This window comes from Type-E symbiont of Plautia stali, from assembly GCF_059731115.1.
This window is the reverse complement of sequence record NZ_AP035908.1, coordinates 115,096-138,771: the sequence shown is the minus strand read 5'-3', so window position 1 is coordinate 138,771 and position 23,676 is coordinate 115,096. Positions and strand designations below refer to the sequence as shown.

The following is a 23,676-nucleotide window of genomic DNA, read 5'->3' as shown; positions in this document are numbered from 1 at the left end:
AATAATCTTTTATAGTTCTTATTGGCCTGCAATGATGCGTCGGGTCACCAGAGCATGGGAGTCCATTGTGCCTGCATTAAAAACAAAATCATACTGACAAGTGCCATGGTCAAAGCCGGAATAAACAGGTATCTCACTCAGCCCTCTGCAGACACAGCATCAGTCTTTCACGCCGGTAATAAATGTAGACCATAGCAGTAAAAAAGCCCGCGCAGCGAGTGAGCTAAAGCACGGGCAATCTTTGGGGGTAACTATCGAATCTTCTGGTTTGTTATCATCATGCACTTTCCAGCAACAAAAGTTGCGATCTGAGCCGCCTGGACGAAGAAAAAAACCGCTTACAAAAATGGAGCGGGCGTTGAACTGGAGTTTGTAACGTACATCATCACATCACTCATATTGAAGTGAATATTGAACGCTATTAACACAAACTGAAATCGTTATATATCCCGAAGTTAGTGTAATGGTCTGATTTTTAGCAATAAGAATTAAGCTCGTATGTAAAGTCTTAACTCTGGGATCTTATTGTAAATATCAGAAATCCTTAAGACAGTAAATCCCGGTTAAACCTGAATACAGATGAGACAGTTTTTGGGAAAAAAAAGCCCGGAGCAAGTGAGTCCGGGTGGCATATTTAAATGCATGATATAGCAATAGAATGTTGGTAATTCCGAGGAGAACCGGAACGCTCTTATGATAATGGTGGTTCCTGAATAGTCCAGTCGTTAGTCATAAAAAAACCCGCGCAGAGGCGGGTAAAAAAATTCGTTCAACTGGAAATTCTCTTTTCGTACGCATAACGCTTGCTGTGTGTATATGAACACGTCGCTATTATAGCAACAGAAGCTTGAACGTTTTGAAAAGTTCCATGATAAGAATTTACTGAACGGATTAGCCGATTTGGTACCGTTTCAGAAGTGATAGTTTCGAAATGCAAAAAAGCCCGGCACTGATGGCGTCCGGGCTGCACACAGGGTGCCAGTCATGATCAATCGGAGTATGCCGTTAATACAGGGAAGTAGAAGCGACATTTTGATATTAGGATAAGCTCGTAAAAATTCCAGCGAAGCGGTAAAATCAGTGGCTCAAATCTTTAGGTCAGCCAGCTCACAAACACACGCGCTGGTAGCGCGGTTGCTGAATTTTAATGGCGCATTGTCTGCAGATCCAGAGGGATGACTGCGTCAGCAGTATTCGCACAATATCTATAGACAATACAACGCCGCGCAGCCCGGCCAGCTTCTCGCTATTAAGCGTCGGAACAAATCAGGATAGCGCTCGCGCATGAGCTGAACTGCACGTTCAGGAAGGCCTGCAGGCGGTTAATATTTGCTGGGCCAGCCGCGTCACCGTTCAGCCATGACCGTCGAACCGTCTGTACGATAGCTCTGAAGCAGTCGACGACTCTGTATGTTGAAATACCAGAATCCTCAGCAGCGGCATGGATTGTCATTCGCCCCAGACAACTTCCTGAATGCCTTAAGACGGTTAACTGTTTCATCGTGAAATATTCCGGACAAAAAGCTGCCACATCAGGAACATCATCAGGTGCCCCGAATCGGCCAGCTCAGTTGAGCCTCTGTGTGACCACTGCGCATGATTATACTTATCATGAAAACTCCAGGTTCTGCTGCCTGTCAAGTTTGGCAGCCATGAATTAACTAAAAGAATCTATTTCAAATATTCATCGGATCGCACATTCTGGATGTCCTCTCCCATTACTGGTAAGAAGAATTTTCAATATCAGATTGATTAACCCGATTTATTATCGATCCCGCCGAGCGGCTTTCCGCCACTTAGAAAATTTAGTCTGCTCCCTGTCAGTCGAAAGTATTTTTTCACTCAATATGTGATTAAATTAGAAAAATGAAAGTGTGACGTGAAAAAAGTCAGTTTTACGCTAAAATTCATTTCCTGTTCTTGGAAAATCAGGTCATATCAGACGGCTATGAACTATAACGACCTTCTTCCCCGGGAAATGGTAGGGAAATATTTCTCTGGCAGTTTATCACCTTATAAGAAACTCATGACGCAGGTTATCTCTGTAGAACGTCACGGTGGAGGTTTCCTCGTTACACACACTTTCAACGGCCACCTCAGGAAAACCGCCTTGTCTGTATTCCGGCTTCGCTTTCCTTTTATTTCCTAACCGTTTCTGCTCACGTGCTGTCATAGATATTCGATTTACACGACTGGGAGCTCCGATAAGCGTTGCGCTGAAGGCATCATGTCTGCGGTACGAAATCTCACATTTTTGAAAAGGGAAACTGCTGAGGTATCCTGACATCAGAGAATATTACGGACTCTCACCGGACAGTTCAGCGTTACCGTATCGCTGACGTAAACGGAATTGGTTATTATTTCAGATAAACCCCATATCTTTCAACATATTCCTGAATAATTAAAGTGTCCCGTGGGCAGGTAATGTCATCATCAGCGCATGAGGCAGCATGCCTTGCGATCCGCAGTTAACTGGAATGACCACATCTGGCCTTGAAAGGTTCTATTTGGGAATTTTAATTTATACAGTCTCTTTAACCTATACTTATCGTTAATTCCGGGATTCAGATGAGGGTACAGATGAACAGTTTACTTACGGTTGAATATGAAGTTCAGATAAAAAGACTGGCTTGTCTGCATCAATCAGGAGAGGGATATCAAAGCATCAAATCTGATATAAATGCAGCACTGATGCATCTGAGCGGAGAGATTGGTCTAGATCCCGGAGACCGGGTTGCGACATGGAGTGAGCTGCACACCTCTCTTAAGCGGTCTCTTTTAATCTCTGCTGACCCGCAGTGGATTAATGTCATCCGGTTTGCCCTTTCAAGGATAAAATCCTACAAGCAAAATGCTCTTGTGTCCCGTTCTGGTAAAAGAACGGCTCATACTTGATGGCTATTCAGGCGCTTCAGAGGCTTAGTGGCTAACGCGATTTTTAGCATTAGATATACCCCGAAAATCCCTACTTTAGTTTAAAGGTCCCCGTTTGCGCGGGCTGTTTTTCTGTGTGGTCACTGAAAATTTTCTCTCAGAAAGACGCGCTCCAAAGCCGGTGAGCGGGGTTTAACTCTTGTGTCGGGGTGGAGGTGTGACAGCATTGTGGCATAACGTCCGGCCTGAAGACCGGTCAGTCATGACTCATTGATTTGAGCCCCTGACAAATTCCTGCCAGTTAAGATAGCCGGGCTTTTGATCGGGTCGGTTGCGGTGCAGATATGAAATCAGCCCGTTTCAGAGATGGCTTCCGGAAGCGAGCTTCTGCGATATGAGGCAGTGTATCTCGTACAGGTCATGCTATCTACGACACTAAACGGCAGCCTTTTACTGATGTACTTTCGGCTTCAATCAGGTGATTTATCGTTATATTGTAAAAATAATTCCTCCGGACTCTGGTCGTTATGCTTCCTGGTAAATTACGTCTCCGTACGTTGCTCATATTACTCTCCGTCGGCGGAGTGATCCTGACCGCCTGCCTGCTGCTCGGATCGCTGCTGATTTTTCAGAAGGGCAACATTGAGGACAGCCTGCTTGAGAGTAACATCGCCTATGCGCGCAAGCTCGCCGACACCACCGATCGTTATCTGACCACGGCGCAGCGTGAGCTCGTCTGGAGCGCCGGGCAGATTAAGGGGCTTAACGATCCGGGGCACCTTCGGGACGAGACCGATCGCCTGCGGCTGCAGTCGGGCTTTTTCAATACCGTCGTGGTGGTTAACCGCGACGCCGTTATCGCCGCGACCTCGCCGGAAAGCCTGAGCCTCATCGGCATAAAGCTGCATTCCGACGCCAGCAGACAGGCCATTACCACGCAGAAGCCGTTTATCTCTTCGCCCTTTACCTCTGCTACAGGTAACTACGTGATCTTCCTGTCGCAGCCCCTGTTTACGCCGGACGGCAGTTATCTGGGCTACATAGGCGGCACCATCTACCTCAAAAAACAGAGCATGCTGAGCGACATTCTCAGCCTGCATTTTTACGCCCGCGGATCCAGCGTTACCGTCGTCAGCAATGACGGCCTCATCATATTCAGTCACGACCCGGCACGAGTGGGAACCAGAATGGCGCTGAACTCAGCGCTGCAGAAGCGGCTGGCCACCACGGAAAGCGGGCGGTTCAGCACGGAAGCTGACGGGCAGAAGTTCCTGACGGGCTACGCCAGCCTGCATATTACCGACTGGAACATTTTCATTGCAGGAACCTCTGAAACGGTCCGGGATATCCTGGTGCGAACCGCAAAAAATGCGCTGTGGTTCCTTTTGGGGATCACTGTCCTGACGGTCGCTCTGGTGACCCTGGTGGCCGGGCGTATTGCCTCTCCGCTGGAGAAGCTGGCCGGTATGGTGCGGAATGAAGGCAGTGAAGCGTCGTTCGATTCGGTACCGGCCTGGTATTATGAAGCCGACAGCCTGAAGGAAGCTGTACAGTATCACCGTCACGCGGTGGCGGCTCGCATGGCTGCGCTCAGCGACGAGGCCATGAGCGATCCGCTAACCGGGCTCTGCAACCGCCGTGGCTTTACGCTGCTGGCAGACAGGAACCGTGATGACGCAACTCAGTGCGCCATAGCCATTGACATCGACCACTTTAAAAAAATCAACGACTGGTACGGCCATGAAGCGGGTGATGCGGTACTGGTAAGCCTTGCCGGCCTGCTGCGGCAGACCTGCCGCGCGGGTGACGTGGTCAGCCGTTTTGGCGGAGAAGAGTTTATTGTCCTGCTGCCCCGGACGTCTGTGGAAGATGCGGCCCGGATGGCGGAGCGCATCCGCGAACTGGTGAGCACCACAACGTTCCCGTACGTGGGAGCCATGACGGTCTCTGCCGGAGTGGCCGCGCAGGCAGACAGTGCCGGAGACAGGGATACGATGCTTCGCCGGGCGGATGAAGCACTCTATCAGGCTAAGAGCGAAGGGCGTAACGCGGTAATTGTAGCAAGTCCCGGGAGTGTCTGACGTCGTGAAGAGCAGGGATCATGAGGACTCTTCTTTTTTGGCAGCATTTCTGCCGCTGGGGGCCCGCGATGAAGGTCCAGAGCAGTGTAACATTTTTTGTGAGGGGCCCCCCTCTGGACTGTTGTTGTTTGCTGCAAAGCAACCGGAAATAGTGTGAGGAGTGACTCTGTTCTTTAACTGCATTGCTGCAATCAGCGCCATACATTAACAGAAAGAGCCTGTGCGGTTATAATCTGCATCTCTATGACCTGATTCACCGGATAAGCAACAGCAATGTAAAAAGGTTATGATAAAACTGGCTCCGAAGCATTTTCGTCTTCTTTCCCTGATGCTGGAAAGAGAATCGGTACCGGCAGACATAATGCCTGCCGTAATGGCGACGCTGGTAAGACTGCGCCTGGCCGAATTTTTTTGCGGCGAAGAATGGCGAAGGGTCAGTGAGCGCTACCGCCTGACGGCGAAGGGTGAAAGGGTTCTCATGGCGTATGATGCCAGGATTAAGCGGGACCAGCAACTCAGCAAATGTCAGGGAAGCAGCAGGCGGTGCGAGAAAAAAACTGAGTCTGACATAAAGAAATTTGGCAGCAATTAAGCCAGTTTACGTCAGCAGGCCGTACTTTGTTCCGGACTGCACACATTCTCCCACGTAAATAACTTTTTTTATAAAAATCGTTTTTCTTTTCATTTTTCCTGAGCAGAATAAGTCATTATCTCTGAACCCTTAGAGAGCCGTGTGCTACCACGCTTATTGCAGCAGTGTTTTTTCTGCATTGATTTAAAGCCTACACGCTCCCGCTGATATGTAGCAGGATATTCATCTGAGTCGCCCCCACAAATGACAGTCAGTAAAGTCTGCAGATAAGGGGGCATAAGGCTTGACTAAGGATTCACACGAACTAAGCTTCTCCTGATTCTAATAACAATTGCAGTATGAAATCCGCATTGCTATGCCGCGCCCATCAGCGCGGTTTTTTTTATGCTAATAATCACCTTCCTGACTGTTAAGACTCTAATCGTCAGGAGTGAAACAAATCATTAACTGTTTTTTTCATCTGTGTTACCGTCATCCTGCGATGATCCTTGTCGCGAATTTCTTTGCTTTTTTCCGCCCGACATACCTGGTCAGGTTGCGGGACTTTTTTATCATCTCCCTGAGTCAGTGCCCCTTTTTTTGCTTTTGCTGCCTGTTAACGGCGTAGCAAGTTGAGCCTGGACTTCAGTAGCCCGCAGAATCTGATCCAGCTCCCCTTGAAGCTGTTACTGGCTGTTATGTTGACGCGTTGCGCCATCAATGGCCATCAGCACGGTTGCCTGCATCCGCGCTTACCGGCTTAATACCGGCAACCGTATCATTGTCGAGCTTTAGGCGCCTGAAGAGGCATTGCGCAGCATGCACAGCCAGGGCATGTTGATGAGGTCATTGTGCATTCCCAGGCAGCCTTCCGTCTGCAGGCTAGCTCATTCCTGCGCGGCCGGTGTCAGCACTGACCACGCAGCTTCCAGCCCAGCCACTCGTCGAGTTCCGCTTCCGGCAGCGGCCGGGAATAGAAGAAGCCCTGCGCCTGGTCGCAGCCGTACTGCGTAAGTGCGGTAACCGTTTCTGCATCCTCCACCCCCTCTGCCAGCACCGTGTAGTCCAGCTCCTTCAGCATCGCGATGATACTGCGCGCGATGATGCGCGATGCGGTGTCTGACGATATTTCGCTGATGAGCGTGCGGTCCAGTTTGATGACGTCCAGCGGCATGCGCCGCAGGTAGCTGATATTGCTGTAGCCGGTGCCGAAGTCATCCAGCGAAATGCCAAAGCCCCTGAGCTTCAGCATCTCCAGCCCCTGCATCGCCGCCGGGCTTTCAATAATGCGCTCGGTCTCCAGGCACTCTATGCCCAGCAGCGAAGTGGGCAGCTTTGCCCTGATCATTTTTGCTTCCAGCGCGTCGGCAAAACCCTCACGCGAAAAGTCCCTGCAACTGACATTGATGGTCACCGGGAGCTGGATGCAGCTATTGCGCAGGCGGGCAAGGCGCGCGATCGCGCGATCGGTTACCCAGGCTGTCAGCGTGCTGAGCAGCTCAGTCTGCTCAGCCAGCGGCACAAACAGCGCGGGAGAGAGTTCGCCGCGCTGAGGGTGACGCCAGCGCGCCAGCACCTCCAGGCCCACAGGGCGGCCGCTCTGCAGGCAGATTTTGGGCTGGTAGGCGAGCCACAGGCCTTTGTCTTCCTGCAGAGCAGCTGCCAGATCGTTCATCAGGGTAAAGTCCTGGGTGTGGCGGGCATCGGATGCCGGGCTGAAGCGCATCGCGGGAACGCCGCGCCCGATGGCCTCGTGCAGGGCACTGACCGCGCGGCGCAGCACCTCCTGCGCCGTAATGCTGCCCGTGGTAAAGGCCACCTCGCCGGTGTGGGTGCTGAGCGCCACGGCTATGCCGTCGCCCAGGTCGGCGCTGATCCCCTCCAGTCGTCCTGCCACCCAGTCCGCGGTGAGCCGGCTGTCGTCACGCGTCAGCACGGCAAAGCGGCCGGTGGCAACGGTGTAGAGCAGCTCGCCAGTGGCAGGACGCAGCCGCAGCGGCAGCAGCGTGGCGACGTCCTTCAGCAGGCTCTCCACCGGGCCCATGCCCATCGAGCGCGCGAGTTCATAGGCGCGCGGCATGTCGATGCAGTCAATCAGCACCAGCCGGCGCGGCGTATTGTCCCCCGCCACTGCGAGATATTGCAGGTCGCGGATAAGGCGCTGGCGGTTAGGCAGGGCAGTGACCGGGTCAGCAAACCCGGCGGAGTGCCAGGCCTCCAGAAACGACATCACCAGAGCGGCCAGCAGCTTCAGGGTGGTAACCTGCTCAGCGCCAAACGGGTGCGGTGCGGTGTCCGTGACGCACAGCGTGCCGAGCACGATCCCCTCCCGGTTTTTGAGTGGCACGCCGGCATAGAAGCGGATGTAGGGCGCGCCGGTGATGAGCGGATGCGTCACAAAGCGGGCGTCCAGCCAGGTGTCGGGCACCACCACTGCACAATCATTGTCCACCGCGTGGCGGCATAGGGAGTCTTCACGCGAGGACTGCGCGAGGGCGAAGTTGTGTGCGGCCTGCACGTGCTGGTGTTCGTCGTCCAGCACTGAAATAAAGCTGCCGGGGATGCCAAGCGCCTGGCTGGCCAGCCGGACAAACTTGCGCAGCACGTCATCGCGACTTTCATCGGGACTGCGCAGCGCTTTCAGCGCCCGCGCGCGGCGATCGTTGTCGCCGTTAAGATTCATCAGCATGGGTTCCTCCGCCCCGGCCTGGTTCCGGTGCGAAATTATAAAGATAAAGTGGACGGTAACGAACCGTTATAAAAGGCAATAACTGCGAAAGGAAAAAACGATTAAAAACTTTCTTATGGCGCTTACTATAGGCGCTGTCTGGTCTTATGTCATGCTTATTTTGTTTAGAAAATTATTTAGCGCAGCGCGATTCTTTAATTTTATCGTCGGGGAGTGTCCTTTTTTAATTATTCCTGCCAGAATCCTGTTAAATAAATGTAGCGCGCAACTTAATCACGCGCGCAATTAAAAATAAATGATAATGCTTTTTATTATTCAAAATAATAACAACACCGGGGAAACCTCATGCAGCTACTCAGACACTTTACCATCCGCCGCGTCGTGCTGTGGATGATGATCCTCTCCCTGGCCGTGGTGGCACTGGCCGGCAGCTACGGCGCGCTGACGCTGCGCGAAATGTACCGCCACGCCGACCGCGCCGACGCGCTGACGCAGCAGTTGACCTTTCTGACCCGCGCCGGCCTCGTCATGCAGGACGGGACGGCAGCCGAGAAAGCGGCCCTGCTGAACGCCGCGCCGTCTGACGCAGCGTGGGACAGTTATCGGGCAGCGCTGAGCGTGCCGGGCCATTATCCGGCCGCCGCCCGCGAACGGCTCGACAGCCTGACGCAGCAGCTGGCCGCCGCCGACGTGCCGGTGATGGCCGAGCGCCACCGGCTGGAAGTGATTCTCATCAGCGCGCTGCTGGCCGCCGCCGCCCTGCTGGCGTTCTGCGACCGCTATCTGGTGGTGCACCTCGTGCGTCCGGTGGCGAAAATCCGCGCGCACCTGAGGACCATCGCAGAGGGCGACCTCACTCGCGAGCCGGAAGACCTGGGCCGTAACTGCATCGGGCAACTGGTGCCGCTGGTCAGGGAGATGCAGCGCAGCCTGCTGGACGCGGTGGCAGCCATCCGCGACAACGCGTTGATCCTGCACCGCGAGGCCGGGAAGATTGCGGCCGGCAACGCCGACTTATCTGACCGGACCGCTACCCAGGCCGCCGCGCTGGAGCAGACCGCGGCCAGCATGGAGGAAATCACCGCCACCGTTGCCCACAACGCCGAAAACGCCCGCGAGGCGCGTGAGTTGGCGGCCCGCACCGCCGGCACCACCCAGCGGGGCGCGGAGCTGGTGCAGACCGTGGTGGACGCCATGGGCGGCATCGCGGAGGGCTCAGAAAAAATCCGCCAGTTCACCGCGACCATCAACGGCATTTCCTTCCAGACGAACATTCTGGCACTCAATGCCGCCGTTGAGGCTGCCCGCGCCGGCGAGCAGGGACGCGGCTTTGCCGTCGTGGCCACTGAGGTGCGCGCGCTGGCGCAGCGAAGCGCGGCCGCCTCAAAGGAAATTGAGGGTCTGATTGCCGACACCGTGGCGCGAGTCAGCGACGGCCGCCGGGCCGCCGGCAGCGCCGGTGACACCATGAGCGAGGTGCTGCACGGCGTCGTCGGGGTCAACGCGCTGATTGGCCAGATAGCGCTGGCCTCGGTAGAGCAGAGCAAAGGCATAGCGCAGGTCACGCTGGCGGTCGCGGAGCTTGACCGTGTCACGCAGCAGAACGCCACCCTGGTGCAGGAAGTTACCGCCACAGCGGGCAATCTGAGCGGGCAGACGACCGCGCTGGGCGGTGCCATTACCCGGTTTACGCTGCCGGCAAAAGAGGGCTATACGGCTGCCGCAGCGTCCGCCCCGCCGGTCAGCTCACGACGGGCTACCCCGCCACCCAAAGGCGACTGGGTGGCCTTCTGGCATCATTAACACGTCGTACGCGGCGGGGGATTTTTCTCCAGCCACGCCCGCACGCGGTCGGATTCCGGGCCCGCCTCCCGCACGGCCCGGGTCAGACGCTCCTGGGTCGTGCGCAGCTCCAGCGTCCAGAAGGTGATCTGCCATTGCTCCCGGATGTCTATGCGGCTCAGGTCGGCGGGTACCCGCCGCTGGATATAATCACGGTTTTTCATCAGGTTATCCTTTTTATCGGTACAGGGTGTGGCGGCGCCTTAAATACGGCCACCGGTAAGCCCTGCCTATCCTGGCGAATAATCATCCGGAAAATACCGGAATAATCCTTCTGTCAGGATTTCGTAAAAAAAGGAGAGGATTCCTGGTCGTATGGATAATATGCCCGTTAGGCTGTTTGTCTGATTTGACTTAGCAGAATAAAAATAAATGAAGTGCCTGCTGTTAATTATCCCGTAGACAATTCATGACGCATTGAACTATAAGGTTAATGTTAAGAGAATGTAATGAATTGGGGCGAGCCCCGGTATTTTTTATTCTGACGGTCCGTTGTGATCCGCCAGTCCGAAAGGAGTGTCTTCTGGGAAATCAACTTTTGTACCGGCCCGTTGCGGTCGGTTCCGACGTCCGCGAGCTCAGGCTTGCTGCTGGCCTGTCGCAGGAGGCCGCCGCAGAGCGATTTGAGCTCAGCCTGCGCGTCTGGCAGATGAAGGAGGCGGCAAAAAATCCCGCCCCCCTCAGCCAGGGGGAGTATGAACTCCTGCTGCTGCTCGCCGGGCGTCATCCGCATTATGCCCTTGTGCCGCAAAAGAAAAAGTAGCAGGCTCTGTCCGCTGACGGCTCGCTGAAGTTCAGTCGGGCGCGGCCGATAAGAGGATAAGGACATGAGCGGTAAATACTACTACGCGGTGCGGCGCGGACGCACCGCGCTCCAGGAAGTGCATTGCGCGGGGTGTGTCGAACTGGCTGAGGCCGGCGGAGTCCGCTTTATTGGCACGTTTTACTCGCTCAGGCATGCGCTTCAGTCCGCGCGCCTGCGGCACCCCGACTGCGTTATCTGCCTGCGGTGCGCCGCCCTGCAGCGCTGAACGCGGCCAGGAATGGTCCTGAAATGACGTTTTTGTGACACCGGTACAGCCGGGCGTCACTGTTATCCCTGACCCTGCCCGCGGCGGCGGGGCAGCCTGACGGACCTTTCTTCCGGCGGCGGGGCCGCAGGTATTTCTGCGGCCCCGTCTGATTGAACGTGTCCACTTTTTGCTGTGTCATGCCGGCCACAGCTCATTCGACCTCTGGGGGGACAGACCCTGAAACGCCCGACATCAGACAACGAGGTTGCCCGCCTCGCGGCGCTGGCATCCTATCAGCAGGCGGATACGCTGCCGGAAAACGCGCTGGACCGCCTCACCACGCTCGCCGCGCGCCTTTTTCGCGTACCCACCGCCTTCGTTTCTCTGATTGATGACCAGCGGCAGCTTTTTGCATCCCGCTACGGGCTGAATATCACCGGCACCGCCCGCAGCGTCGCCTTCTGCGACCACACGCTGGCGCAGGGGGAGATCCTCTGCGTGCCCGACGCCCTGGCCGATCCGCGCTTTCGCGACAGCCCGCTGGTGCATGGCTACCCGCACATCCGCTTCTACGCGGGGATCCCGCTGACTACCCCGGACGGGCACCATATCGGTACCGTGTGCCTGACCGACACGCAGCCGCGCCCGCCGCTCACAGACGATGACCGGCAGCACCTGGCCGACATTGCTGTGCTGGTGATGGACCGGATGGAGGTTCACCGGCTTGAGCTGCTGCGCCACGCCAGTCAGCAGCGGCTGGAGTCCATCTCGGCCACTTCCCCGGACGCCATCATCTGCACCGACCTGCGCCGGGGAATCACCTTCTGGAACCCGGCCGCCACTGCGATGTTCGGTTACGGCCCGGAGGAGATGGAGGGCCAGTACGTGGCCGGGCTTATTCCCGAGCGCTGCCAGACCGACTACCGCAACGAGCTGGATCGCCTGACGGCCGACGAGGCGGCGATTTCGCAGCCACGCACGCTGCAGATATGGGGGCTCAGGCGCGACGGCCGGGAATTTCCGGCCGACGTATCGTTCTCCGGCTGGCGGGAGGGCGGAGAACGCCTGGTGGGGATGATCATCCGCGACGTCACCGCCCGGCACGAGAGCGAGGCCCGTCTCTGCGAACTCGCCTCACTGGACATGCTGACACGGCTGGCCAGCCGCGGTGCGTTTATGCAGCAACTGGGGCAGCTGACGGAGGCCGGTGTGCCTTATACCCTGCTGATGATCGATCTGGACGGCTTCAAGGAAGTCAATGACACGCTCGGGCACGCCGCCGGCGATGCGCTGCTCTGTCACGTGGCGGAGCAGATCCGACAGGCTTGCCCCGGGGCGGTTACCGCCGCCCGGCTCGGCGGCGACGAGTTTATCATCCTGCTGCCGGGCGGAAGTACCGGTGCCGGCCTGACGGCGGATCGCCTGATTGCCGCGGTGCAGAGGCCCTTCAGTTACCACGGCTCACCCGTGGTGGTCGGCGCCAGCACCGGCATTGCCGCCTTTCCTGAACACGGAGAGGACACGTCGGCCGTGATGTCGGCGGCGGATCTGGCGCTCTACCGGGCAAAGGCCTCGGGCAAGGGCTGCAGCGTCCTGTTCCGGCCCGAATTCCTGGCGGCGGAGCAGCGCCGCCGGCGCTTTGAGCGCGAGCTGGAAACCGCGGTGCGCCAGCAGCAGTTCATTCTGCACTACCAGCCTCGCTATGACGCCGGTAGCGGCCGCCTGCTAGGCTGCGAGGCGCTGGTGCGCTGGCAGCATCCTGCCCGCGGCCTGCTGCTGCCCGCTGATTTTATTGAGATGCTGGTGAAAAGCCCGCTGTCCGTGACGCTTGGTGAATGGATTATCCGCACCGCACTGTCGCAGGTCCGCCAGTGGCAGGTCCGCTGCCCGGAGCTTCGGGTCAGCGTTAACCTGTTCCCGCGTCAGCTTTCCGCACCCGGGCTGGAAAGCGTGCTGCGCGAGTCGGCAGGCGGCGACGCCGTCTTTGTGGACCTGGAGGTCGATGAGCCGTTGCTGGCGGAGCTCGTTCAGGATGCTCCGGCGCAGTTCGCAGCCATCCGGCTCACGGGGGCTGCATTTGTTATAGATCATTACGGCCGTACGCTGGGCGCCATCAGCCTGCTGCGGCACGGCTTCGTCAGCGGCTTCAAGATTGACAAGTCGCTGACCCTTGAGCTCGGCACCAGCATGCGCGTGCGGATGATGTTCCGGGCCATCGCGGCGCTGGGGAAAAGCCTGGGTCTCAGCGTGGCGGCAGAGGGCGTAGAGGATACGGCGCAGCGGGCGTTCGTGACGACCGCCCAGTGCGACATCATGCAGGGCAACGGGCTGTGCAGGCCGCTCACGGCGGCGGCGTTTGAGGCGCTGCTTCACACGGAAGATGACAGCATGAAGCTGACGGACGGCTGATGGTACGCGCCCTCAGCGGCCCATCAGCCAGTGCGCCAGCTTATCGAGCAGCAGGAAGGGCAGCGAGCCCGGAAACAGCAGGCCCCGGCCGGCCCTGCGCAGGGCGGTGCCTTCAGAACAACCGGCCTCGCCACTCCTGCTGAGCGTCAGCCGTTCGTAGTTTGCCAGCTCATAGTTGGTGGCAGGCGCCAGGCTGAGAAGCTCTTTCAGGGCCGCTTCCGGGCTTTCGGCCGTCAGGCTGCTGTCCCACCGGCGGTGCAGGCGGAGACCGGCTACCGTCAGCGGCGGGTCATCCCCTCGTGCCTCAGCCCCAATCCCCGCGCGCAGCCGGCGCTGCCGCGCCTCCTCCAGCGGTGATAAGGGGTCAGACGGATTAAGGCCCTGAAGCTCAACCCGGGTAGCCGCCGGCAGGTGCCAGGTGAGCCTGAGCGTGCGCCCGGTTCGGGGGCCTGCGAAAGGCGGGTCTTCCCGGGCAGATACCAGCAGGCGAACCGGCGCGTCAGGTTGAATGCCGGCGGGTAGCCGGCGGATCGTCAGGACGTGTTCCGTGACGGGTGCAGATTGTGCGGCAGCGGACATGGAGCAGCTCCTGATGATATTCAGGGTATCCTGATGCCGTCCGCTGGTGCTGTACAGCAGAGAGTGGTCTTAAGGGCTTAATTCAGCGAAATCTGTAGCGTGAGAGATATATTTCCGCACGGGTCAGGATAAAAGAAGCAGAATCAGAGAGTTCCTGGCATCATTTTTCCAGGGTTGTATTAGGGTAGGCCTGTGCACCCGGCCACGCAGAGGGCCGTCCGTGACGCCTGCAGTTCGCCTCTCAGGACCCCTGGTCCGCTTTACACAGCCGGCGTGAGACCGGTTATGTGAAATCCAGCCTTGATCCCGGGACGGAACACCCCGGGAGATTTTTTATATCCTTCCTGCCCGCCATCCCTCCGTCTCTGTCTGAAACGCGGGAGACACATTTGTGACGCAGCGCATGCTTCTCCTGACCACAGGGTGCCGGGGGGATATCCGTGCATGCTAAAGTCTGTTCAGGAGCGGGAAAACCATGCCTTCATGCACAGAGGAGACGTCATAATGAAAAACGGTGCCACGCCCTATCGTGAAGCGCTGATACGCCTGAGCGCGCTCCGGATCCGTTACCGGCGGGCAAGCCGCAACCCGGCGGCCGGAATGGTGGACCTCGCGGCGCTGATGTCCGAGCTGGAGGAGGCCGAACAGGACGTGGCGCGATATGAAAAACAGTAAGCATCACAGAAGACCGGGCTAAAGTTTTTCAGCGGATAGCCGATAGCATGAAGGTGGTTAATCCGATGGCCACACTCCACGACACGAGTAAGTCCGTTTATCTCATTGATGTTCTCAGGGGCTGACCGCCCCTGTTTTTTTAACGTCTGTTCAGCCTGCCTGCGCTGTGTCTTCAGTAATGAATATCTTCTCCGTGCCCTGAATTTCCAACCTATCTGACAAAAATTTTTTCTGAACATTAAGTTCTGCTCTTCTGTGTTGCCTGTACGGCGGACATTACGATCAGCTTCGTGGGAAAGGGTTCAGAATCCGGGCGCTGGCGGTCCCGTACAGGAATTAACTGTGCAGGCAGCGTAATAAAAAAATGGCTTCCGGAAGGAAGCCATCAGCACAATCAGTCGCAGTATCAGATGTGTACCCTGATGAGGCACATTAAAGTTATCGGCACCTTGCTCCGAAACCTGAGCGCAACCGGCATTTTTTATAAACCTGCCAGGCAACACGCTTTTGATAAGCAGGTCCCGGCGGGTTTAGGAACATCAGTAATCTCCGCCCCCTCAATCGAAGAAAACGTAAATTCTGCCTCAGAAGCTCTTCCAGTTATCATCCCCCACTGCCGCAACGGCAGGGGTGGGCCGTAATAAAGCAGCCCTCCGTATCGGCCGGACAGCCTGAGCGTCCAGAGTGCCTGCCTGGCCCGAGTCCGGAACCAGCGTAAAGTTACTCACCAGCCTGTTCAGCGCCGCCGCCTGTTCCATCAGCGAACGTGACGCGGCCGAAGCTTCTTCAACCAGCGCAGCATTCTGTTGTGTTACGTCATCCATTTGATTCACGGCAATATGGACCTGCCCGATACCCTGAGACTGTTCACTGCCGGCAACCGATATCTCATCGACAAGGTCGGCGACCTGCCGCACGGCGTCGTTCATACGGGACATATTTTCTCCTACGCCCTCAGCCTGCGTCGAACCGGCTTCGACAAAACCCATGGATGACTCAATCAGCCCCTTGATTTCACGGGCGGAGGAGGATGAACGTTGCGCGAGGTTACGAACTTCTCCCGCTACCACCGCGAAGCCGCGACCCTGCTCTCCGGCACGCGCGGCCTCGACGGCTGCGTTCAGGGCCAGAATGTTGGTCTGAAATGCAATGCCTTCAATCAGCCCGATAATATCCGTGATTTTTGCAGAGCTTCTCCTGATGTCACCCATTGTATCCAGAAGCGTGCGTACCCGCCCGGCGCTGTCCTCTGAAATATCCCGGGCATTCTTCGCCAGCTGGCTGGCAAGCTGAGTGTTTTCAGCGGTCTGACGCACGGTCTCACTCAATTCTGACATGCTTGCCGCCGTCTGCTCCAGCGAGGCAGCCTGCTCCTCGGTTCGTGAAGAGAGGTCCTCATTACCGGCTGCTATTTGCGCTGAAGCCGTGCTGACCGACTGTGAAGAGGCCTCCACCTTCGACAGCGAGGCTGAGACGTTTTCTATAAGATGATTAAACGCTTTTGCGGTCAGGCCGATTTCATCCCGGCGCGACTCGTCCACTCTGAGCGTCAGGTCAAGCCGGTGGCTGGCGTTTTCCATAGTCTGCCGCATGCCGTTGAGTTGCCCGCGGATACCGAAAACCGTTTTGAGCGCAAAGAAGGCCAGAATAGCAATGGCCAGTGCGGAACCCCCTATTAAGCTCCAGACTGTCACCTGATAAGTCCGGTCATTTTCCTGACGCAGGGTGCTGCCGATGTCCACGTTAAGTTTGAGCTGTTTCTGGTAGCCTGCAATCAACTGGCGGGCGGCTTCGCCAATGCCGTTATTGCTCTGGAGCGCCCCCAGTGCAATGGCGTCATTCTGTGCGCGTGAGCCAGCAAGAAATTCCGGAAGCGAGGATTCAACCTGTTTGATGGTGGAGAACGCTCTCTCTGTCAACTGCCGGTCCTCCTCGTTCGATATGTCATTATTCAGGTAATAGTTGTTCAGTGATTTAATATTACTTATAGCTTCATCGATTTTCTTTTCGACTTCAGCCTGTCGCCGCGGATCTGTTGCGCTCTGGTGGCGGTAGAGCCAGATAATGAGGGAATTACTGCCGTCTACCAGTTTTCCCAGATCCAGCAATGACGCAACGGTATTTTCCTGTACATACTGAAAGCGGGACTGAAATCCGCCGGCAACCATGACGGCCACGATGACCATCGCGACCAGCGAGGCAGAGAGAAGTGAAAAGGTAAGCAACAATCGCTGTGTAATCGTCATCTGTAATTCCTGCCATTGTAAGTGACTGATAATTTATGAAATCTGAAAATAATAAAAACTTTCAGCATATTTATCGGCAGAAATGCAGGAAACGTTATTTCAAATTAAGCGGACCCGCGTCACACGGGTATCGCGTTTTCCCCCATTGACCAGCCACCACCGCCCGGACTGGATGGACGGAGCTGCAGGGGCAGATAAATGGATGCTGTGACTATGGGTAAGTGTCGCTGCAGAGCAAGAGGCCTGCTGCTTCTTTTACCTCCGACCTTCTGACTGATAAGCTGCTGACAGGCCGCTAAAGCGGCATTCACAGCACAGGCTTAGCACTGCTCGCCCGTCTGAATATCGGCTTCAGTAGCCTGCTGACCGCCGCTACAATTTTCAGTAAGCTGATAATAGCAGGCTCTGCCTACGCCAGTATGCTCATATGCATCAGATTCAAACGGAAGAAACGCGGATGAAAGACTCAGAAGATGAACTGACAGAATCCCTCTACTGGGAGGCTTGCCGGATTACCGGCATGATTTGCCTGAATCTGGCCGACCGGGGCCAGCAGACCGATCGTAATCGATTGATCCGGGAGCTGGTCACGCTCGTAAAAGCCAGCGAAAAGGAAAATGAAGTCTGTCATCCCTCGCTGATTTTCGCGATTGAACAGCTCCGGGGCGACGACCCGGATGAAGTCAGACTTCACAGCTGAATCGGGTGCAGACTCAACAGACTACTCCGGGCAGGGATGATGTCATAAAATACCGCATTTCAGTGCCAGTTTTTAATGTGGTCCTGCATGAAGGATGCCTCTTATGGATAACGACAATCTGAACGTCAGTCACCTGGCCTGGTGCGGGCTGATTGCACTGCACACTGCCCGCCGCGACGGGGTCGCGACCTCCCCCGCGCAGGACAACCTCTTTCTGACCCGCTGGCTGGCTACCGCCGAGAAGCAGCGGCGTTTTCCCCGGGAGCTTGCCAGCGACATCAGCTGGCTGCTGAAAGAAGGGCGGGTGAAGGGACTGCGTGCCGACCTGCCCGGCAAGCTCGACTATCTGTGGCGCGCCGGCAACGGCAACCTGCAGGGGCAGAACGACCTGTTCCGGCTGCAGCACGCCCTGCACGCGGTGAAACTGACCGGATGGATTTACATGGTGCTGGCAGAGAGTGAATGGCGCGGCCGCCGGCAGCTTCGCCTGAGCCCTTCGGTATCGGGCATTTACCTGAACCGTCACGCGCTCGACGCCGGCTTTGACGAGCACGGCCGCCAGCGCATCCCCCTGCCCGCGCGCATCACCGGCGAGCTGCCCGCGCTCGATAAACTGCTGCAGCGGTCGGGCTGGCGCCGGGAGGCGGCCAGAAGTGAGGATGAACATCTGCACCTTCTCCTCGCGGACGGATTCCGGACATCATAAGGCCGGAACAGCAAGGGTCACGGACGTTACAGGCTACAGTGAACCTCCACGCCGGCTCAGGTTTAAGGGCGGGCGGCCGATAACTCCCGCGTAAGCAGAATAATAAATCGGTTGTTTTCATTCCCTGAACGGGGAGCCGCCCGGCGGCACCCCACTTTTTTGGACGGCGGCCACGTGCGCGATCGCCATGACAGGAACCACAGCATGAACAGGCATGAAGTCACGTCTCAGCTGTTTCGCAGCGCGGGCTACGATCCGACCAGCGGCGTACTGGAGCTGGAGTACCGGGACGGCGCGTGCCGGCGCTGGCTCGCGGTGCCGGCAAAGGCGTATCAGGCGTTCTGCGCGGCTGCGGACGCTGACGCATTTTTCAGGAGCAGCATCGAGGGCCGCTACCTTTCCCTGCGGGGCAGCCTCAGCCTGCGGCGCGGCGTCTGACGCCATCATCTGCGCGTACGCCTCATAATCTTCAGCTGTCTACTGTCGCGCGGTTATCATTATCCCGACTGGCCACGCGCCGGCCGCGGCCACGCCGTTCAGTCAGGTGGCCGTTTCCCCTCGGAAAGTAGCGTTTCAGCCATTACTGATTCGGGCATCCGGGAATAACGAGTACGGATGCTCCCGGATAACATAAGGAAAATTACGTCACGAAAAATGGATTTCACCCACAGCTGCTGGAAGATGCGGCAGCCTGATTTTCCTGGACACTGGTATCCCGTGACGGGTTTGAGCTCACACATTAAAAATGTTTTACAGACCCGCGGACAGTCACTCCTTAACCATCCTGAGCGGAAAATCATTTTCCGGCGCTATCCGCTCGGGGAGATGCCAGCATCTACGTTCAGCGCCTTCTGCAGCGCTGTTGCTGAACACGCGCACGCCCGGGCTGTCCGGGAAGAAAATCTCACCGGCATGATTCACAGCGAGGACCGCTTTAGCTGGAGGACGTCTTCCGCCGCCGGTATTCACTGCGGCACATCTTGATTCTCCTGTTACGGTCGAGGGTGACAGCTTTCCCAGGTGCGGTTCTCTCTGCCTGCGTGCTCCTCTGCCCGCGGTCGTGTTTGCCGATTTACCGCCACCTGAGGGGGGCCTGCGGATTGCGGACACCCGCGCCCTGGGTTTCAGCATGCCGCTCTGGTTGTCACCTCAGACAGTCAGTCGGGTTGAATCCCGCCTGTGGCTTCTGACGGGGATGTTTTTTATCCCCGTATATCCGGAGCTGACAGACCGGCACTGGAAAAAAGTCATACCCAACGGCGTCTGTGCCAGAGAACGGATAATAATGGAGAAGGACGGGGAGGCCGTGAGCCTCGATTTCCACTGGCAAAGTCGCACGCACTGAAACCTTTGAAAGAGTAAATTCCGGTGCTGCCGAGAGCATGTGTGTCAGCGGGAAAGTGCAGCAGTACTTAGGGGGAGCATGATAAAACGTGTTATATACCCGATCTGCAAAAGCATGGTCAGGCTGCCCCCCAGATATCTGATGCAGAGCCCGTAACCGGCACCGGCAGCATATCGGACCAGATGAACATAAGGCCGCCCCAGGGGTTTCTGGCTCCTCCACACCGCTAAACCTTCCCTTTATATCAGTCAGCCCATCAGGCATGTCCCTCTTTCACTGAATGTGCCACATCCCTGACGGCTTTCTCCACGCCTTCTGAGTTTATCTGAATACTGGCAATGACCTCACCTGCCTCGCGCATGAGCGCCACGCCGTCCTTTGTGTTTGCCATACTGCCCTCTATACCACAGAGTATTTTTTTGGCCAGCAGGTTGTTATCCACCACGACCCGTTCGATTTCTTCAGTGGCAGCACTGACGCTTGCTGCAAGGTTGCGGACTTCTGCGGCGACAACGGCAAAGCTTCTGCCTGAGGCACCCGCCCTGGCTGCTTCAATAGCGGCATTCAGGGCAATCAGCCTTGTCTGCATGGCAAAGCTTCGGATTGTTTCGACCATACCGTCAATGCTGTCAGACTGACTGTTGAGTCGGGATATATCCGCTGAAACCGAGCTCATCCCAAGAGCAATCCTGTCTATCATTCTGATGCTGTTCTCGATTACGTCTGCACCTGTCTGGGCACTTCCCCGTGTCTGGACTGCCATATCCCACGCGTGCACGGCTGCATCCTGCTCTTTCTGATTTCTCAGGACCTGACCGGTAACGTCTGAAGCAAATTTCACAATTTTATACAGTTTGCCATCTGGGCTGAATACCGGATTATAGGTGGCACGTAACCAAAGCGGGGCACCACGACTATTCAGTCGTGGGAACTGGCCAGAGAAAAATTCACCCTGATTCAGTTTTTCCCAGAACTGCCGGTACTCATCACTTTTATACAATGATTCGCTACAAAATAGCCTGTGATGCTGACCGATGACCTCCTCCCGCTGATACCCGGTGGCGCTAAGGAAGTTTTCGTTAACATCAAGTACAAGTCCGGCTGGATCGAACGTAATGACGGCCATAGAGCGGCTGATGGCATTGACGACTGACTCCAGTTCCAGTGCTGACTGTACGCGCCCGGAAACGTCTGCGGCTATTTTGATGATTTTAAAAACCCTCCCGCGCCTGTCAGCAACGGGAATGTAGCTTGCCTCTAGCCATACGGGACGGTTGCCCTTTGCCAGCCTCATATACTTACCACTGAAGCTCTCACCGTCCGCAAGGCGCTGCCAGAAATGGCGGTATTCAGGTGTACTGATTAGCGAAGGGGCACAAAACATGCTGTGGTGGTGTCCGATTATTTCGTCGGCTCGGTAGCCCATAGTAGTAAGAAAAAGCGGGCTGGCCTTCCGGATTATTCCGGCTGGGGTGAACTCAATAACTGGCATAGCCTGCTCAAGCGTGCCTACAGAAGCGGATAAACGTGAGCGACTTAGGGAAAACAGATTTTTTAACGTATGCAGGAGCATGATATGTTCCGGATTATCCAATGACTGCTTCGGTTATCGGCAAACCGAATGTGGACATTATGTATTGCTGTGATAGTCACGGGTTGCAATTGTTTCGAACTTTAACAAGATTGCTAAACACCTCCTGGAGCTAACTACTGTCTACTAACCAGATTGTCGGACACCATGAATCTGTTGGCGTGCAACATGTAAGTCAGGTCAGCATACCTTCCGTGTGAGAACCTTACAGCTGTCTGAGCAACGGATGCGCTTTTAGCCAGACACGCTCTGCTCGGTGGACCTTCACCGTTTATAGCCCTTCTGCATAGGAATCTTTTCCTGATTGATATCCAACACAACTGCATACCCGTTTTCTATCCGTCCGTATCTGAAGTGACGAAACGCATGTTTCTCCTGACACTGCGAGCCGGTGTGATATGCCAGCATGGGAGAACCTCTTCATAAGCGGGAAAAAAACGTGCGTTCATGAACAGAGGTGTCGTCATAACGGAAAACGATGCCTCGCCCTAGCGTGAAGCAATGATACGCCTGAGCGTTCTCAGGCTATGTGCCCGGTGGGCAAGCCGCAATCCGGCGGCCGGAACGATAGATCTGGCGTCACTGATGTCCGAACAGCAGGAGTCCGAACAGGAAGTAGAGCGATGTGACAAATAGTGAACATCCAAGCTTTCCGGGCAGCACCACGGAAGAGAAGGGGTTGTGATTGTGACGTCGCCCAGCCACAGGGGGCATGGTTGATATTCATGACAGGCGCCCACGGGTGATTGCCCCTGACGCCGTTCGCGAGTAATTGAGTACCAGCACGTCTCCCACTCGGCTAAAGTCCGGTGCTTATTTTGGCCTGCAGAGTGGGCAGTTGAGGCAGTATTCGACAGGGTCGGTTGCTTTGTAATAGAAACAGCAGGTGCGACGAAAGCGCACAGGCTTTCCCGCCGCGTTTAGCTGGAGAGGTCGGCGAAAGCGTTGCAGCGGGTTCCAGGACAGGCCAAAGAGAGAAGGTGAAGCCTGTCCGATCAACCAGTTAAAATCGGCATCCCTGCGCTCGTTCTGCGTTTCATCGAGCCTGTCCATTCGGCCCTGATAAAGTGAAAAAACCCGCATCGCGGTATTTTCCCAGAGTATCTGTATGGGCAGTCCGCTCACTCCGGCCAGACTTTGCCAGAGCGGAGAAAGAAACCCGCGGAAAAGCGCTGACACGACTTCTTCACGCCAGGCATCTCGCTCACCGGGAAGATAGCATGTCACTAGAGTGTCTGCCGGGAGCGACGATGTCCATAGCCCGTTATCGTGAGCATACTCAAGCCGGCTGCGAGAAAGAGAGAAGGTCAGGCCACTGTCAAACACGCTCATAGCATAGAGCACATTGCCCGTCGCGAGAAATGCCAGACGTTTTGCAAACAGCGAGGCGGCTATGGCCACATCCGGTGCGCCTGTCAGCGGCATCACGAGACGTAAAAAGGCATCGCAATGTTTCGCATTGAGCACATATTCTGCCGGCATACTGCGCGCGTCGGCCGCCGCGAGGGGCCGTAAGCGGAAATTCTTCTGCAGAAAGGCTTGCTCCTCAGGCGTCAGCATGTAGCGCCCCGGGAAAAGGAATACACAGCGGCGAGCGAAAGAAAGGATCTTCAATAATCCGGCACTGCAGGTTAAACACCTTATTCACCAGCGCTTCAGTCATGATATCCCCCGGCGCACCCTGTGCATAAACCCGTCCGTCGTGTACGGCGACCAGATGGTCGGCGTAGCGGCTGGCCAGATTAAGATCGTGCAGGACCATAACGATGGTTTTACCGTGCGTCTGGTTCAGGTCGCGCAACAGTTCAAGCACCTCAACCTGATGGGCCAGATCAAGATAGGTGGTCGGCTCATCCAGCAGCAACGTATCGGTCGCCTGTGCCAGCGTCATGGCAATCCAGACGCGCTGCCGCTGCCCGCCTGATAAGGCATCCACAGGGCGATGCTGTAATGCATCAGTTCCGGTCAGTCGAAGGGCCTCGTCTACCTGCCTTTCATCTTCCGCTGACCACTGACGTAACCAGCTCTGATACGGGAAGCGTCCCAGGCTAACGAGCTGACGTACGGAAATTCCTTCGGGGGCGACGGGGATCTGCGGCAGGATCGCCAGCCGGCGGGCGACCTGCGCCGTACTGCTGGCATGAATATCCATCCCGTCCAGTATAACGGTTCCCGACTGCGGCCTGAGAAGCCGGGCCATTGCCCGGAGCAGGGTGCTTTTACCACAGCCATTACTCCCGATCAGTACAGAGACTTTCGCGGCGGGCAGTTTGAGATCCAGCGAGTGTATGACCTGCTGCTGTGTATAGCTCACGTTCAGCTTATGAGTGGAAAGAGACACGTTTTCTCCATCAG

18 protein-coding genes and 1 pseudogene are annotated in these 23,676 nt (G+C 56.3%); 12 read left to right on the top strand and 7 right to left on the bottom strand.

Annotated features, from left to right (window positions below; all coding sequences use genetic code 11):
• Window positions 1-2,580 precede the first annotated feature (2,580 nt).
• The 3 genes from AC6I8L_RS25090 to AC6I8L_RS25080 all read left to right on the top strand — a co-directional run bounded on the left by AC6I8L_RS25090 (window position 2,581) and on the right by AC6I8L_RS25080 (window position 5,547).
• Entirely contained in the window at window positions 2,581-2,895 is a 315-nt protein-coding gene (locus AC6I8L_RS25090) for a hypothetical protein (protein WP_153012369.1), read from the top strand.
• Between the two features lie 506 nt (window positions 2,896-3,401).
• Window positions 3,402-4,955: a sensor domain-containing diguanylate cyclase gene (locus tag AC6I8L_RS25085; RefSeq protein WP_498014785.1), complete on the top strand. Its 1,554-nt coding sequence runs from the start codon at window positions 3,402-3,404 to the stop codon at window positions 4,953-4,955.
• 286 nt (window positions 4,956-5,241) lie between these two features.
• Complete coding sequence (locus AC6I8L_RS25080; RefSeq protein WP_058962484.1) at window positions 5,242-5,547, top strand: hypothetical protein; 306 nt, start codon at window positions 5,242-5,244, stop codon at window positions 5,545-5,547.
• A gap of 886 nt (window positions 5,548-6,433) precedes the next feature.
• Here AC6I8L_RS25080 and AC6I8L_RS25075 read toward each other — a convergent pair.
• Window positions 6,434-8,215 (bottom strand): bifunctional diguanylate cyclase/phosphodiesterase, encoded by a 1,782-nt coding sequence (locus AC6I8L_RS25075; RefSeq protein WP_058962497.1) that lies wholly within the window; start codon window positions 8,213-8,215, stop codon window positions 6,434-6,436.
• A gap of 345 nt (window positions 8,216-8,560) precedes the next feature.
• Here AC6I8L_RS25075 and AC6I8L_RS25070 point away from each other — a divergent pair, with 345 nt between their 5' ends.
• On the top strand, window positions 8,561-10,018 hold the full coding sequence (locus AC6I8L_RS25070; protein ID WP_058962496.1) for a methyl-accepting chemotaxis protein: 1,458 nt from the start codon (window positions 8,561-8,563) through the stop codon (window positions 10,016-10,018).
• Here the strand turns inward: AC6I8L_RS25070 and AC6I8L_RS25065 are convergent.
• Window positions 10,015-10,221, bottom strand: coding sequence for a DUF3606 domain-containing protein (locus AC6I8L_RS25065; RefSeq protein WP_058962495.1), 207 nt, complete (start codon window positions 10,219-10,221; stop codon window positions 10,015-10,017). The genes AC6I8L_RS25070 and AC6I8L_RS25065 overlap by 4 nt on opposite strands.
• A 359-nt stretch (window positions 10,222-10,580) precedes the next feature.
• Between AC6I8L_RS25065 and AC6I8L_RS25060 the strand changes: the two genes are divergently transcribed.
• The 3 genes from AC6I8L_RS25060 to AC6I8L_RS25050 all read left to right on the top strand — a co-directional run bounded on the left by AC6I8L_RS25060 (window position 10,581) and on the right by AC6I8L_RS25050 (window position 13,479).
• Window positions 10,581-10,820 carry a hypothetical protein gene (locus AC6I8L_RS25060; protein WP_039328794.1) on the top strand — a complete coding sequence of 80 codons (240 nt, stop codon included), beginning with the start codon at window positions 10,581-10,583 and terminating at the stop codon, window positions 10,818-10,820.
• Between the two features lie 64 nt (window positions 10,821-10,884).
• Window positions 10,885-11,088: a hypothetical protein gene (locus AC6I8L_RS25055; RefSeq protein WP_072215044.1), complete on the top strand. Its 204-nt coding sequence runs from the start codon at window positions 10,885-10,887 to the stop codon at window positions 11,086-11,088.
• A 264-nt stretch (window positions 11,089-11,352) separates the two neighbouring features.
• Complete coding sequence (locus tag AC6I8L_RS25050; protein ID WP_498014874.1) at window positions 11,353-13,479, top strand: putative bifunctional diguanylate cyclase/phosphodiesterase; 2,127 nt, start codon at window positions 11,353-11,355, stop codon at window positions 13,477-13,479.
• A gap of 12 nt (window positions 13,480-13,491) precedes the next feature.
• Here the strand turns inward: AC6I8L_RS25050 and AC6I8L_RS25045 are convergent, their stop codons facing one another.
• On the bottom strand, window positions 13,492-14,058 hold the full coding sequence (locus tag AC6I8L_RS25045; protein ID WP_498014781.1) for a hypothetical protein: 567 nt from the start codon (window positions 14,056-14,058) through the stop codon (window positions 13,492-13,494).
• Window positions 14,059-14,562: 504 nt separating this feature from the next.
• Between AC6I8L_RS25045 and AC6I8L_RS25040 the strand changes: the two genes are divergently transcribed.
• The gene (locus AC6I8L_RS25040; RefSeq protein ID WP_167347150.1) at window positions 14,563-14,733 is read left to right on the top strand and encodes a hypothetical protein; all 171 of its coding nucleotides are present in this window, start codon (window positions 14,563-14,565) and stop codon (window positions 14,731-14,733) included.
• Between the two features lie 584 nt (window positions 14,734-15,317).
• On the opposite strand, the gene AC6I8L_RS25035 is transcribed toward AC6I8L_RS25040, so the two are convergent.
• The gene (locus AC6I8L_RS25035) at window positions 15,318-16,979 is read right to left on the bottom strand and encodes a methyl-accepting chemotaxis protein (protein ID WP_058962510.1); all 1,662 of its coding nucleotides are present in this window, start codon (window positions 16,977-16,979) and stop codon (window positions 15,318-15,320) included.
• A 427-nt stretch (window positions 16,980-17,406) separates the two neighbouring features.
• Between AC6I8L_RS25035 and AC6I8L_RS25030 the strand changes: the two genes are divergently transcribed.
• From AC6I8L_RS25030 to AC6I8L_RS25020, 3 genes are all read left to right on the top strand, one after another.
• On the top strand, window positions 17,407-17,679 hold the full coding sequence (locus AC6I8L_RS25030) for a DUF2767 family protein (protein ID WP_058962511.1): 273 nt from the start codon (window positions 17,407-17,409) through the stop codon (window positions 17,677-17,679).
• 103 nt (window positions 17,680-17,782) lie between these two features.
• On the top strand, window positions 17,783-18,385 hold the full coding sequence (locus AC6I8L_RS25025; protein WP_498014778.1) for a DUF2913 family protein: 603 nt from the start codon (window positions 17,783-17,785) through the stop codon (window positions 18,383-18,385).
• Between the two features lie 204 nt (window positions 18,386-18,589).
• Entirely contained in the window at window positions 18,590-18,823 is a 234-nt protein-coding gene (locus AC6I8L_RS25020) for a KTSC domain-containing protein (RefSeq protein WP_058962439.1), read from the top strand.
• A gap of 1,163 nt (window positions 18,824-19,986) precedes the next feature.
• Here AC6I8L_RS25020 and AC6I8L_RS25015 read toward each other — a convergent pair.
• Window positions 19,987-21,303, bottom strand: coding sequence for a methyl-accepting chemotaxis protein (locus AC6I8L_RS25015; protein ID WP_498014776.1), 1,317 nt, complete (start codon window positions 21,301-21,303; stop codon window positions 19,987-19,989).
• Window positions 21,304-21,975: 672 nt separating this feature from the next.
• On the opposite strand from AC6I8L_RS25015, the pseudogene AC6I8L_RS25010 reads away from it, so the two are divergent.
• Window positions 21,976-22,090: pseudogene (locus AC6I8L_RS25010) on the top strand (SOS response-associated peptidase); the annotation flags it as partial.
• Between the two features lie 44 nt (window positions 22,091-22,134).
• Here AC6I8L_RS25010 and AC6I8L_RS25005 read toward each other — a convergent pair.
• Together AC6I8L_RS25005 and AC6I8L_RS25000 are read right to left on the bottom strand one after the other, a co-directional pair.
• Window positions 22,135-22,881: an IucA/IucC family C-terminal-domain containing protein gene (locus AC6I8L_RS25005; protein WP_034831095.1), complete on the bottom strand. Its 747-nt coding sequence runs from the start codon at window positions 22,879-22,881 to the stop codon at window positions 22,135-22,137.
• Entirely contained in the window at window positions 22,868-23,662 is a 795-nt protein-coding gene (locus AC6I8L_RS25000; protein WP_034831093.1) for an ABC transporter ATP-binding protein, read from the bottom strand. Before AC6I8L_RS25000 ends, AC6I8L_RS25005 begins: the two co-directional genes overlap by 14 nt.
• Between the last annotated feature and the right edge of the window lie 14 nt (window positions 23,663-23,676).

Excerpts from the sequence above, each read along its gene's own strand:
- AC6I8L_RS25045 (WP_498014781.1), bottom strand. The coding sequence starts at position 14,058 with ATGTCCGCTGCCGCACAATCTGCACCCGTCACGGAACACGTCCTGACG.
- AC6I8L_RS25005 (WP_034831095.1), bottom strand. The coding sequence starts at position 22,881 with ATGCTGACGCCTGAGGAGCAAGCCTTTCTGCAGAAGAATTTCCGCTTA.
- AC6I8L_RS25040 (WP_167347150.1), top strand. The coding sequence starts at position 14,563 with ATGAAAAACGGTGCCACGCCCTATCGTGAAGCGCTGATACGCCTGAGC.
- AC6I8L_RS25020 (WP_058962439.1), top strand. The coding sequence starts at position 18,590 with ATGAACAGGCATGAAGTCACGTCTCAGCTGTTTCGCAGCGCGGGCTAC.
- AC6I8L_RS25090 (WP_153012369.1), top strand. The coding sequence starts at position 2,581 with ATGAACAGTTTACTTACGGTTGAATATGAAGTTCAGATAAAAAGACTG.
- AC6I8L_RS25055 (WP_072215044.1), top strand. The coding sequence starts at position 10,885 with ATGAGCGGTAAATACTACTACGCGGTGCGGCGCGGACGCACCGCGCTC.
- AC6I8L_RS25030 (WP_058962511.1), top strand. The coding sequence starts at position 17,407 with ATGCATCAGATTCAAACGGAAGAAACGCGGATGAAAGACTCAGAAGAT.
- AC6I8L_RS25025 (WP_498014778.1), top strand. The coding sequence starts at position 17,783 with ATGGATAACGACAATCTGAACGTCAGTCACCTGGCCTGGTGCGGGCTG.
- AC6I8L_RS25085 (WP_498014785.1), top strand. The coding sequence starts at position 3,402 with ATGCTTCCTGGTAAATTACGTCTCCGTACGTTGCTCATATTACTCTCC.
- AC6I8L_RS25035 (WP_058962510.1), bottom strand. The coding sequence starts at position 16,979 with ATGACGATTACACAGCGATTGTTGCTTACCTTTTCACTTCTCTCTGCC.
- AC6I8L_RS25075 (WP_058962497.1), bottom strand. The coding sequence starts at position 8,215 with ATGCTGATGAATCTTAACGGCGACAACGATCGCCGCGCGCGGGCGCTG.
- AC6I8L_RS25015 (WP_498014776.1), bottom strand. The coding sequence starts at position 21,303 with ATGCTCCTGCATACGTTAAAAAATCTGTTTTCCCTAAGTCGCTCACGT.
- AC6I8L_RS25080 (WP_058962484.1), top strand. The coding sequence starts at position 5,242 with ATGATAAAACTGGCTCCGAAGCATTTTCGTCTTCTTTCCCTGATGCTG.
- AC6I8L_RS25065 (WP_058962495.1), bottom strand. The coding sequence starts at position 10,221 with ATGAAAAACCGTGATTATATCCAGCGGCGGGTACCCGCCGACCTGAGC.
- AC6I8L_RS25070 (WP_058962496.1), top strand. The coding sequence starts at position 8,561 with ATGCAGCTACTCAGACACTTTACCATCCGCCGCGTCGTGCTGTGGATG.